At 36.0% G+C, this 13,733-nt stretch carries 8 protein-coding genes and 1 CRISPR repeat array; all 8 genes read left to right on the top strand.

The genetic code is table 11. From position 1 onward, the window contains the following. Positions 1–1,062 (top strand): IS3 family transposase gene (locus tag A9G23_RS08700; protein ID WP_442899765.1). Its coding sequence is split into 2 segments (ribosomal slippage), with 1,063 coding nucleotides annotated over them: positions 1–227 and positions 227–1,062; the frame shifts between segments, so codons are not numbered across the junction. This gene is flagged as partial in the annotation. Positions 1,063–1,219: 157 nt separating this feature from the next. Further along, positions 1,220–1,677: direct repeats of the CRISPR family, unit length 29 nt; unit sequence CGGTTTATCCCTATGTATATAGGGAACAC. Positions 1,678–2,804: 1,127 nt separating this feature from the next. Next, entirely contained in the window at positions 2,805–5,234 is a 2,430-nt protein-coding gene (gene plsB / locus A9G23_RS08695; protein ID WP_065587239.1) for a glycerol-3-phosphate 1-O-acyltransferase PlsB, read from the top strand. Between the two features lie 261 nt (positions 5,235–5,495). Continuing rightward, positions 5,496–8,564 carry a formate dehydrogenase-N subunit alpha gene (gene fdnG, locus A9G23_RS08690; protein WP_081297010.1) on the top strand — a complete coding sequence of 1,023 codons (3,069 nt, stop codon included), beginning with the start codon at positions 5,496–5,498 and terminating at the stop codon, positions 8,562–8,564. A gap of 15 nt (positions 8,565–8,579) precedes the next feature. Then, positions 8,580–9,554 carry a formate dehydrogenase subunit beta gene (gene fdxH, locus A9G23_RS08685; RefSeq protein ID WP_081297009.1) on the top strand — a complete coding sequence of 325 codons (975 nt, stop codon included), beginning with the start codon at positions 8,580–8,582 and terminating at the stop codon, positions 9,552–9,554. Further along, positions 9,547–10,239 (top strand): formate dehydrogenase subunit gamma, encoded by a 693-nt coding sequence (locus A9G23_RS08680; protein WP_065587238.1) that lies wholly within the window; start codon positions 9,547–9,549, stop codon positions 10,237–10,239. The genes fdxH and A9G23_RS08680 overlap by 8 nt, the downstream gene beginning before the upstream one ends. 110 nt (positions 10,240–10,349) lie before the next feature. Further along, complete coding sequence (fdhE, locus tag A9G23_RS08675) at positions 10,350–11,258, top strand: formate dehydrogenase accessory protein FdhE (RefSeq protein ID WP_065587237.1); 909 nt, start codon at positions 10,350–10,352, stop codon at positions 11,256–11,258. Between the two features lie 201 nt (positions 11,259–11,459). After that, the gene (locus A9G23_RS08670) at positions 11,460–12,419 is read left to right on the top strand and encodes an ABC transporter substrate-binding protein (protein ID WP_065587236.1); all 960 of its coding nucleotides are present in this window, start codon (positions 11,460–11,462) and stop codon (positions 12,417–12,419) included. Between the two features lie 290 nt (positions 12,420–12,709). After that, a complete protein-coding gene (locus tag A9G23_RS08665) occupies positions 12,710–13,687 on the top strand; it encodes an ABC transporter substrate-binding protein (protein ID WP_065587235.1) in 978 nt (325 codons plus the stop codon). Positions 13,688–13,733 lie beyond the last annotated feature (46 nt).

Raw genomic sequence — 13,733 nt, 5'->3', positions numbered from 1 at the left:
TCAAATCGTCGCTATTTTAAAAGAAGCTGAAGCAGGTATTCCTGTCAAGGAACTCTGCCGTAAATATGGCATGGGGAATTCAACTTTCTATAAATGGCGAGATAAATACGGTGGTATGGAAACCTCGGATATCAAACGTTTAAAGGAGCTGGAGGCCGAAAACCGTAAACTTAAACAGATGTTTGCTGAGCTCAGTTTAAAATCTCAGCTTCAGGAAGAAATCATAAAAAAGCTTTAGTGCCAACTGGGGCACGTAAAACGTGGGCACAGCAACTACAACAAAATCATTTGGTTACTATTGCTATGAGTTGTGCCATTGTTGGCTTAAGTCGTTGTGCTTACTATTATCAACCTAAGTTACAGGATGATTCGGTGATTGTTTCGGTATTGAATGCTATCACAGACCGGCATTTACGCTGGGGCTTTCCTAAATGCTTTAATCGTATCAGAAAGCTCGGCTATAAATGGAATCATAAACGGGTATATCGGGTGTATTGTGAATTAAAGCTTAATCTCAGGGTAAAGCGTAAAAAACGTATTCCTCCACGAAGCCCAGAAAGGCTATTGGTTCCTAATAAACAAGGTGAATGTTGGTCAATGGATTTTATGAGTGACAGTAGCTGTAATCAACGTCGCTTTAGGACATTCAATGTCATTGATGACTTTAATCGTGAGGCGTTAGGTATTGATATTGCAGTAAGCTTACCGGCAGTGAGAGTTACCCGTTACTTAGATAAACTGGCTGAATATCATGGCTATCCATTAAAAATACGCGTCGATAATGGACCAGAATTTACAGGAAAAACCTTTATAAACTGGGCTAAATCACATGATATAGCCATTGATTATATAGAGCCCGGTAGCCCATATCAAAACGGGTACATTGAACGATTTAATCGCACCTATCGTACTGAAGTACTCGATTTATATCTTTTTAACAACTTAGCGCAAGCAAGGAGAATAACCGAAGAATGGTTAACGATTTATAACACCGAAAGACCGCATGAGGCATTAAATAACATGACACCGCTCGAATATAAAACACTAAAACAAACAGCATGATTTTCTACTTGAATCTTGTACTAAGTTTGGGGTATTTACAACGAAATGCAGACAAAGCAGAAGAACCAGCTAAAATTTTCATGCCAATTACTCTTTTTAAGCCAACCATAGATAAAAATAGAACAATATTATAAAAGAAAGTGAACAATGTGGCTATCGGTTTATCTCTATGTATATAGGGAACACTCTACCTACAATATCAATGACGCGTCCTGTTGCGGTTTATCCCTATGTATATAGGGAACACTTCTGAATTTCTGCGAATCATGCTTATCTGATCGGTTTATCCCTATGTATATAGGGAACACTCTGCGAATCATTTCGTAGTTTATGCCTGTCCCCGGTTTATCCCTATGTATATAGGGAACACTAGTACCTGATGGTGTAATATACAAATACAAACGGTTTATCCCTATGTATATAGGGAACACATTCACCTATAATTTCATTATAACGAGCATAACGGTTTATCCCTATGTATATAGGGAACACAAAACCATGTTTAGTTTGCGTGAATGAAAGACCCGGTTTATCCCTATGTATATAGGGAACACGGATTAGATGCAGGGATTCAAGCAACAAGTGACGGTTTATCCCTATGTATATAGGGAACACACCAATTATAACATAATGTTTTATAAAGAAAATATTGGCAACCAAATTTCCACCAACTTTTTAGCTTATTTTTAAAATAAGAGTTAATTTATAATAGGTTGTTTTTATTAAATTAATACTAAGAATCACAAATAGAATTTTGGACGTTTTTTATTTTACCAACTAATTTTTAAATTTCTTATATTTATAACTAAATTACAGATAAAAATTGATTATTTATATTGAAAATCAACAATCATTTATTTTTGAACTATTTTTTGATCATAATAGATTAAACATTTAGTCATTTATAAAGTGATTTATTAACATATTACCCATATAAATTTAATTTAATTTAATTTAATTTAATTTAATTTAATCAAAATGATAATGTTAATAGTTTTATTATGCTAAATAACAATAAATTATGTAGAAAAACACCGAACTATTTACACTTCATTATCAAAATAAACCTCTAAAAAATCATTAGGTATTTTACCAAAAATAAATTAATATATTGTTTTTATTATTTATTATTGGTTGTCTGTTTATATTGCTTGCACTATTTAGCTTTAAGATTAAGTTTATCCATTTACTTACGAACGAGTTCATGAGATAAATAATAACCTTCATCTAACAGTCTATCATGTAAACATCTATAACCCATGATGGAATTCAAATAACGTATTAATCCTCTTATCTAACTATTGATTGAATTCTGTTCGCTAAGAGGGCAAGCATTTTAAATAAGCATAATAACCACTAATAGATACCTAAAATAAAGTGAATAATCGTAGTTTAGGCAAATCATCTTGTTTTTTTTGATAAATAAGATCAACATTGAAGATAAAAGCCAAGTAGATGCGTGGCGTTGGTAACAATAAACCGTTATAATACTATTAAGTATCGTTATAATCTGATTTTCTTAGTTTATCCAAAATTACATGAAATGAAAATTGCGTAAATTTGCTAACGATTAAACGATAACAAGTATATTTTTTTAATTCATTGCTCTTTTTAATGCATAAAAAAGCTATCTAGCTTTACAAGCAAAACACACTTATTGTTGTTTGTTGTTTGGTTGATGGGTTAAACAATTAAAATCAGTTAAGTATATCAATAACACAAACGTATGAGGTTTATTTTTTATGTTTTCTTGGTGGACTCAAGTTTATTTTTTTCTTATCCAAATTTTGGTAAAACTTTTTGTTAATAGTAAACCGATTCCTACTGATCCGATAATAGAATTAGATCTTGACAACAACAAACCAATTTTATACGTACTCCCTTACAACTCTCAAATCGATTTGATGGTAATTCGGTCTCTTTGTTTGCAATATAACTTACCTGACCCATTAATTAGCATAGATATTAATGGAAAAACCATACCGGCTTATATCTATACTGATAAAGGTCCTGGTATTTTTGCATCCAATCAACAACAAAATAAAGCAATTGAAATTTTAGGAGATTATATTTCGGCACATCAACAAAATCATGATCTAGACATCCAAATGTTACCTGTTTCGGTCATGTTTGGGCGTCGACCAGATACTGAAGGTAAAAAGAAATTATCACTACAAGTACTTGGTGCAACTAGTAAATTTTTTAAAATAATCACATCTGGGAGAGACTGTTATACTCGATTTTCTCGTACAGTTTCATTCAAAGATATTCATGTTGATAGACAGCAAGATCTTCCTGTTTTAGCTCATAAATTAGCCCGTGTTGCTCGTATTCATTTTGCAAAACAAAGAATGGCATCTGTCGGACCAAAACTACCCGTTCGCCAAGAAATGCTTAATAAATTATTAAATAATCCTGGGCTCTCAGAAGCTATACAAGAGGAAGCTAAAAGTAAAAATATTAATCTTGATAAAGCTAAAAAAAATGCATTAGCTATGCTAAACGAAATTGCAGTTAATTTTTCTTATCGTATGCTAAGAATAACAGATTTTGTGCTTACTTGGGCTTGGCATCGACTTTATCAAGGCCTTAAAGTAACAAATGCAGATCCCGTCCGTGAACTTGCGCAAAACGGACACGAAATTGTTTATGTTCCTTGTCATCGTAGTCATATGGATTACCTATTATTATCCTATGTGCTTTATCGACAAGGGTTAGTCCCACCCCATATCGCTGCTGGCATTAATTTGAACTTTTGGCCAGCAGGTCCTATTTTTAGAAGACTAGGTGCATTTTTTATTCGTCGTTCATTTAGAGGAAATAAGCTTTATACTGCTGTTTTTCGTGAATATTTGGCCGAACTATTTATCCATGGTTATGCTGTCGAGTATTTTATTGAAGGTGGGCGCTCACGCACAGGTCGATTACTCAATCCCAAAACAGGTATGTTGATGATGACTATACAAACACAGTTAAGAGGTGATGCCAGACCAATTACTGTTGTTCCTGTTTATATTGGTTATGAACATGTTTTAGAGGTCGCAACTTATGCCAATGAACTCCGTGGTGCTAAGAAAGAAAAAGAGAGTTTGTGGCGTACAATTAAAGCCTTTTTCAAGTTAAAGAAATTAGGATTTGGTTATGTTAATTTTGGACAACCGATACCTCTGAATCAGTTTTTATACCAACAAGTTCCTGATTGGCGAACTGAAATTGAACCAACTGGTACTCAACGCCCAAGTTGGTTAACACCAACAACCAATTTACTTGCTAAACAAATAATGGAGCACATTAATTGTTCAGCCGCAATTAATGCAATGAATTTATGTTGCTCAATATTGTTGGCCGCAGATCAACAAGCGTTAACCAAAGTTAGGCTAATTGAATTCATTGATAAATTATTAAAATTATTAAAGAACATTCCTTATTCAAATTTGGTAACAATTCCAGATCAAACTGCAGAAGAATTGTTCGAACATGCCAAAGAAATGGGAAAATTTGAGATCACAACCGATGAGGCAGGTGAAATTGTTGGTCTTACTGCAGAACAAGCAGTTTTAATGACCTATTATCGCAATAATATTCAGCATTTATTGATTATTCCAGCCATCGTAGCCAGAATTTTACTCAAAAATAACCATATCTCATCTGACGAAATTTTAAAACAAGTAAAACTACTTTTCCCTTTAATCAAATCAGAGCTATTTCTTTATCATAATGATGAGCAACTAACGGAATATGTTCATAGAATTATTAAATCGTATGTCGAATTAAGCCTAATCAACTGTTCATCCGACAAAGTAACACTCAACTCTTTGAAAATGTCGGGGTTACAATTACTAGCTTCTTCATCCAAAGATACCTTACAACGTTATGCTATTGCGTTTTCTTTATTGCAAAAAGATCCAACGATTAGTCGTGCAACATTAGAAAAAGAAGGCAGGTTAATAGCTGAACGATTATCAGTTTTACATGGCATCAATGCACCCGAATTTTTTGATAAAGGTGTGTTTTCAACGCTTGTTGCTTCTTTACGAGAACAAGGTTATCTAGATGACAAAGATGGGGTTAATTTATCAAAAATTGAAAAAATGAATGCAATACTTAAACCTCTCATTACCGCAAGAGTAATGCAAACTATTGACGAAATTACCCCTTTATTAAAACAATAAAATAACAAGATTATTAATTTTAACTTGTCCATTTATCCAAATGGGCAAGTTTATGTTTATAAATAGGTTAAATAGTATAGAAAGTAAAAAACAAATTGAGATAAAAATAATTCTTTTATCTAAAATTTGACGCATATCAAATTTTCGTTTTCCCCCTTTATTTCCATGCCATTAAAGATTATCATTACAAATTATAGGGATGTTAATAGATTCCAATATAACAAATCAAATAATGTAATGTCAGCTTTTTAAGGAGTCCATATGCTATTTAACCGTAGACAGTTCTTTAAGATCTGTGCTGGTGGTATGGCAGGAACAACGGTTGCCACACTAGGACTAGCGCCTAATATGGCGCTTGCACAAACTCGCCAATTTAAATTACTCAAATCAAAAGAAACCCGTAATAACTGTACTTACTGTTCAGTTGGCTGTGGAATGCTACTTTATAGCCGTGGAGATGGTGCAAAAAATGCTGAATCATCCATATTCCACGTTGAAGGTGATCCAGATCATCCTGTTAGTCGAGGTTCGCTTTGCCCTAAAGGCGCTGGTGTACTTGACTATATCAAAAGTGAACAACGTGTCAAATACCCTGAATACCGCGCTCCAGGCTCTGATAAATGGCAAAAAATTAGTTGGGATGAAGCCGTTGACCGCATTGCTCGCTTAATGAAAGCTGACCGAGATAAAAACTTTATTGAAAAAAACGAACAAGGAACGACAGTTAATCGCTGGACAACAACAGGCTGGCTTGTTACCTCTGCTGCGAGTAATGAAACAGGTTGGCTGGCATTTAAAGTTGCACGTGCATTAGGCATGTTAAGCCTTGAAACCCAAGCAAGGGTTTGTCATGGTCCTTCTGTATCAAGTTTAGCCGCCACTTTTGGTCGCGGTGCTATGACTAACAACTGGAATGATATTAAAAATGCTAATGTTGTTATTGTCATGGGGGGTAATGCGGCCGAAGCTCATCCAGTTGGATTTAAATGGGCCATAGAAGCAAAAATTAATAATGGCGCAGAACTGATTGCCATTGATCCCCGTTTTCATCGAACCGCTTCGGTTGCCGATCACTATGTACCGATTCGCTCAGGATCTGATATTGCATTTTTGCTTGGTATTATTAATTATCTTATTACCAATAACGAAGTTAACTTTGACTATTTAGTGACCCATAGTAATGCAAGTTTAATTGTTCGTGATGATTTTAATTTTGATGCCAATAGTGGGTTATTTAGCGGTTATGATTCAGCTAATCGCCAATATGATCCAACCAGTTGGGCATATCAAAAAGATGAAAATGGTTATGCGCTTCGAGATAAAACACTCAGCCATCCTCGCTGTGTATGGAATCTACTGAAAAATCATGTCAGTCGTTATACACCTGAAATGGTAAATAAAGTGACAGGAAGCCCAATTGAGGGATTTTTACATGTTTGTCGCTCACTTGCAAGCACCAAAACTCATGATAGAGCAGCCACTTTTTTATATGCATTAGGATGGACTCAGCATACTTATGGCTCACAAATTATCCGTACGGCTGCAATGATTCAGCTTATCTTAGGTAATATTGGCGTAATGGGTGGTGGAATTAATGCACTACGAGGGCATTCCAATATTCAAGGTTTAACTGATGTCGGTTTATTATCAAATCGTTTACCTGCTTATCTTGATTTACCTAAAGATTCTCAAGTTTCACTCGAACAGTATTTAGAGGAAAAAACGCCTAAACCGCTAGGACCAGACGAAGTTAATTTTTGGGCAAATTACCCAAAATTCTTTGTCAGTTTTATGAAGTCAATGTATGGTGATAAATCAACTCAAGATAACAATTGGGGATTTGACTGGTTACCAAAATGGGATAAAACCTATGATGTATTAAGATTCAGTAAAATGATGCGTGATGGTCAAGCCAATGGTCTTATTTGTCAAGGTTTCAATCCTCTTGCTGCGCTACCAGATAAAAATAGTATCCGTAACGGTTTATCGAACTTGAAGTTTTTAGTTAGCATTGACCCTATGCCAACTGAAACGGCAGAGTTTTGGAAAAATCATGGTGAATCGAATGATGTCGATCCAAGCCAAATCCAGACAGAAGTTTTTAGGCTTCCTGCAAACTGTTTTGCTGAAGAAAACGGCACTATCGTTAACTCTTCGCGTTTATTACAGTGGCACTGGGCGGCAGCAAGACCGCCTTATGAGTCATTATATGATCCAGAAATCATCGCTCGTATCTTTCTTAGAATGAAAGAGTTATATGCCGAAGAAGGGGGGGCATATCATGAGCCAATCAATAACTTAGTTTGGGATTATCAAAATCCAGAAGGCCCTGCTGCAGAAGAGCTAGCGCAAGATTATAATGGGCGAGCCCTTGCTGATCTCACCGATACCAATGGCAATGTTATTCTTAAAAAAGGTCAGCTATTAAGTGGTTTTTCTCAATTAAAAGCAGATGGAACAACTTCATCAGGAATATGGATATTTTGTGGTTCATGGACAGAGCAAGGTAACCAAATGGCAAGGCGAGATCCTAGCGATCCGTCAGGTAAAGGTATTCATGCCGGATGGGCGTGGGCATGGCCGATGAATCGGCGGGTACTTTATAATCGTGCCTCGGCGGATGAAAACGGCAAGCCATGGGATCCCAAACGCGTACTGGTAAAATGGAATGGTTCAAGCTGGGACGGTAATGATGTTCCTGATTTTACTGCAACGCTATCGCCAAGTGCTGGAGCGGGTGCCTTTATCATGAATAACGATGGTTTAGGCGGATTGTTTTGTTTAAATCGATTAGTCGATGGCCCGTTCCCTGAGCATTATGAACCGTTTGAAACACCAATTACCAATAATCCATTACATCCAAATCAAGTGAGTAGCCCTGTGGCGCGGGCATTTACAGAGGATTTGGCGCGCTTAGGAAATGCCAGTGAATTTCCTTATGTTGGTACCACTTACAGTATCACCGAGCATTTCCACTTTTGGACTCAACATGCCAGACTGGCTTCTATTACTCAGCCAGAACAATTTATTGAGCTCAGCGAAAACTTAGCCAATAAAAAAGGCATAAAACTAGGCGATACCGTAAAAGTGACTTCATATCGCGGTTATATCAAAGCTAAAGCTGTTGTGACAAAGCGCCTTCCGACATTAACTGTTGATGGTAAAGAAATCGAGACTATTGGAATTCCTATTGTTTGGGGATTCACAGGTCAGACGAAGAAAGGATTTTTGGTGAATGAATTAACGCCACATTTAGGTGATGCCAATTCACAAACGCCAGAATATAAATCATTTTTAGTCAATATTGAAAAAGTGACCAGTGCGGCATAGGGAGGAAGATAAATTATGTCATTACAAACACAAGATATTATTCGCCGCTCGGGAACCAATTCGTTAACGCCAGCGCCACGAGCACGCGATTACCAACAAGAAGTGGCTAAATTAATTGATGTAACCACATGTATTGGCTGTAAGGCTTGTCAAGTTGCGTGTAGCGAATGGAATGATCTTCGTGCCGAAGTCGGTAATACTGTCGGCGTTTATGATAATCCGGCTGATTTAGAGCCGAAAGCATGGACAGTGATGAGGTATTCAGAAGTTGAGGTTAACGGCAAATTTGAATGGCTGATTCGTAAAGATGGCTGTATGCACTGTTCTGATCCTGGTTGTTTGAAAGCCTGCCCATCAGAAGGCGCTATTATTCAATACGCCAATGGTATTGTTGATTTTCAATCGGAACACTGTATTGGTTGTGGTTATTGTGTCGCAGGTTGCCCGTTCAATATTCCTCGAATTAGTAAAGAAGATAATCATTCTTACAAATGTACTTTATGTGTGGATCGCGTTGCAGTTGGGCAAGAGCCTGCTTGCGTTAAAACCTGCCCAACTGGTGCTATTCACTTTGGCACTAAACAAGATATGATTCGTCATGCTGAAAATCGAATTGTAGACTTGAAAAAACGCGGTTTTGAACATGCTGGCCTTTATGATCCACAAGGTGTTGGCGGTACTCACGTTATGTATGTTTTACACCATGCTGATCAACCAGAACTGTATCACGGCCTACCAAAAGACCCACACATTAGTGAAATTGTCAAATTTTGGAAAGGTATTTGGAAACCGCTATCCGCAGCTGCATTTGTTGCAACATTTGGCGGGTTGCTTTTTCATTACATGGGGGTTGGTGCAATTGAAGTGGATGAAGATGACATTGAACAAGAAAAACAAGCTGATAGACAAGCGCGAAAACGTCTAGGATTACCCGTTTTTGGTCGCAAAAATGGTGCTAATTCATCACAACAGGAGAATCATCATGAATAAAAAAGGCATGATTTTAAGAACACCACTTATTGTTCGTTTTTGCCACTGGTGTATGGTGTGTCTGTTTATTCTTACTGCACTATCAGGCTTATCCTTGTTTTTTCCATCAATTAAACTGTTTGGTTTATTCCTTGGTACACCACAATTAGTGAGGGCATTACACCCAATTATTGGTTGTATTGTTTTTGTCTTACTGATGTTTATGTTTGTAAAGCTTGCTCGTCATAATATCCCTAACAAACAAGATATTGTATGGTTAAAAAACTTTAAAAGCGTCATTATGGGCAAAGAAGAAGGTATTCCAATTGGCAAGTATAATGTCGGTCAGAAGTTTTTATTCTGGTGCATTATGAGCTTAATTTTTGTATTATGTATTACTGGGCTAATCATGTGGCGCCAATATATTTCTGATTATTTTCCAGTACAGGTTGTACGTATTGCGATATTCTTCCACTCGTTTGCTGCTATAGCTTTAATTTTACTTGCTATTGGCCATGCTTATATGGCAATTTGGGTGAAAGGCTCTATTAAAGGGATGATAACAGGTTACGTATCACGTGCTTGGGCACGAAAAAATCATTCTACTTGGTATGAGGAAGAAATGGAAAAAATTTATCAAAATGAACTAAATGCAAAGGCCAAATCTGAAGCAGAATCTACAGACGTTGAGCACAAGCCAGCATAGACGTTCTCCTCTAACTGTAATTGTATTTTCCGCTGATAGTCACTATCAGCGGAGTTATCTTAAAAGTAAAAATCAGTGATAAGTGAAATCACAATCAATGAGCATTTATAATGAGTATCAAAATCATCCCTCAAGATCAACTAGAACTACAAGCGACAAACTCAGTTATTAAACAAATTCCATTACTCTTTTACCCATCGCCTAAAACGCTGTATATTCATCGAGCAGAGCGTTTAACGAGCCTTGCAAACAATAGTCCAATTAGTGATTATTTGAAATTTTGTGCAATAATCGCTGAAAAACAAGCGAATTTAATTAAACATAATCCTATAGATATTGATGTATCTTGTTTATTAAACAGCGATCGCCCGCCACTTAGTTTAGCTAATTTACCACTTAAAAACACTTGGCAAGATTACTTAACTTCATTATTGAACTCATTTTCTGATACAACGCAGCAAATCACTTTAGTCATAGACCAGCTTAAAAAAAATAGTTCTCTAGAATTACAAGATAAAGCATTGCATTTACTTAAAGGAGAATTTGATCGAGTCGATGGCAATGAAACAATATTTATTTGGTCATCATTATCGGTTTATTATTGCCAACTTGCCAGCCAAATTAAAGGTAAAGCTATCGCAGAAAATACCGATAAACTTTGGTTGTGTCCTGTTTGTAATAGCATGCCAACAGCTAGCGTAATTCAATTAGGTAGCCACAATGGTTTGCGCTATTTGCACTGTAGTTTATGTGAAAGTGAATGGTATGTGCCTAGAGTTAAATGTACCTGTTGCGATAACATGAAAGGTATACAATATCTCTCACTAGAAAAGGAACTTGCAGCCACAAAAACTGAATGTTGTGACGTTTGCCATAGTTATCTAAAAATACTCGATCAAGACAAAGACCCTCATATTGAAGTCATCGCTGACGATATTGCCTCATTGATATTAGATATCAAAACAGAAGAAGAGGGTTTTGCAAAAAGTGGTATAAATCCTTTTATATTTGCTAAATAAAAAAACGTATATACTGATACCTACAAAAATTAAGTTTTATGGGTATCAGTATATAAAAAATTTATTAAAAATAATTAATCATTTAATTCATATTATAATGCTGATATTTTTTTATATAATAATTAATTAACAAATACAACTTAACTTTTTTGATTAATAAAGCTAGAATAGAACTATTGTACTAGTTTACGAGTTCGACTTATGAAACGCTTTATTTTATTAATCATATTTTTGTTTACACCTTTTTTGAGTTTCGCAAATACAATAAAAAATGTCGCTATTACGGCGATTGTTGAACATCCTTCATTAGATCAAATTCGTGATGGTGTTAAAGATGAATTGGCAGAAAACGGCTATAAGTTAAACGACAATTTAACGGTGCAATATAAAAGTGCACAAGGAAGCAGTGCTACAGCAGCCCAAATAGCTAGACAATTTGTCGCCACTAAACCAGACGTCATTGTGGCAATTGCAACACCAAGCGCTCAAGCAACTGCCGCTGCAACCAAACAAATCCCAGTCGTATTTGCCGGCATTACCGACCCTATCGCGGCTAAATTAGTTAAAAACTGGCAACCAACAGGCACAAACATCACCGGTGTTTCCGATTATCAAGAGATGGGTCCACAAATCGACTTTATGAAGAAAATCGTCCCTAATGTCAAATCGGTAGGCTATATTTATAGCCCAAGCGAAATTAATTCAACTGTCGTGTTAAAAAATCTACAAAAGCTTTTATCTCAACAAAATATTGCTTTGTTTGCAGTGCCTGCCCAACGAACTGCGGATATTTCAACAGCTGTTAATACATTAAAAGGTAAAGTTGATTTAATCTATACAACAACCGATAACAATGTTGTTTCAGCTTATGAGTCTTTAGTCAAATTTGCGAATGAAAATAAAATCGCACTTTTAGCTTCGTTCCCTGATGCAATCGAACGCGGAGCTGTTGCAGCATATGGTATGAGTTACTATGATGTAGGACGTCAATCAGGTAAACTGGTTGTTCGAATATTAAAAGGTGAAAAGCCAGGAAGTATTGCCCCAGAAATAGGGCAAGCCCTACGCCTTGTCATCAATATTGAAGCAGCTAAAAAACAAGGAATAACCTTGCCTCCTGACGTTATTCAATCCGCTTACAAAGTCATAGGCAATAATTAAGCTCAACCCTACTAGAATGAATCAAGAACTTTGCTCATTTAGTGAAGTGGGCAAAGGGAAAATGGTACAAATAATCCGTTTCAACCAATTGATATAACCTATAATCCTTGTCTTCCAATAACTGGGTTAGTATCACTTACGATAGTATGTTGATATGACATTAAATTACCTATAAGTGTAATAAAATATTTACACTCATAACAATTTTTACGCTAGAAAATTATCTATTTTTGCTTTATAGTAACTCAATATTTAGCTTGGTTGTAAAAAAAATATTACAGGAGTGCCTTATGCGTAATTCTATTATTAAACTTTTTATGCTACTTAGTTTATCGTTTGTAGCATTCTACTCTTCAGCAGATGCTAAAAATGAACAAAAATTTGTTGCTATTACAGCAATCGTTGAACACCCAGCATTAGATAATGTACGCAAAGGGGTTGAAGATGAGTTAAAGGACAATGGTTACATTGCGGGAGAAAATTTAAAATTACAATTTTCAAGCGCACAAGGTAGTAGTGCCAATGCAGCCCAAATTGCGAAACAATTTGTAGCAAGTAAACCAGATGTTATCGTCGGAATAGCCACGCCAAGTTCACAAGCATTAGTTGCGACAACAAAACGCATTCCGATAGTTTTCACTGCCGTTACCGATCCCGTGGTAGCCAAATTAACACCAAGTTGGGATGCATCAAAAACAAACGTAACAGGTGTATCTGATGCTTTATCACTAGATGCGCAAATTGATCTGATGTTAAAAATTAAACCTGAAGCTAAAAATATTGGTTATGTTTATAGTCCAAGCGAAACTAATTCAACCATCATTCTAAAACAATTGCAGGTTGAACTAGAAAAACGAGGTATGAAAATTATTGCTGCCCCTGCCCAGCGCACTTCTGATATATCAACAGCAGCGAGAAGTTTAAAAGGTAAGGTAGATATGATTTATACGACTACTGATAATAACGTTGTTTCTGCTTATGAAGCTTTAGCAAAAGTGGCTAATGAAAGTAAAATCGCCCTTATTGCATCTAATCCAGAATCGACAGAACGCGGTGCAATTGCTGCTTTAGGGATGAGTTATTATGATCTTGGTCGTCAAGCTGGTAAAATTGTTATCCGTATACTTAATGGTGAAAACCCGGGCGATATTGCACCGCAAGTAGGCAATATCACTCAATTAACAATAAATAAAAAAGCGGCTGAACGACAAGGTGTTATATTACCTGAAAATGTATTAAAATCAGCTGCCAAAATTGTCGAAAAATAAATTTACTAATTTCTAACTCAATCGCCAACTTTGGCGATTAACTTTA

Source organism: Gilliamella sp. App4-10 (genome assembly GCF_001690495.1).
GTDB classification, from domain to species: domain Bacteria; phylum Pseudomonadota; class Gammaproteobacteria; order Enterobacterales; family Orbaceae; genus Gilliamella; species Gilliamella apicola_G.
Note: the sequence above shows the minus strand (reverse complement) of the source record. Positions and strands in the feature narration are given on the sequence as shown.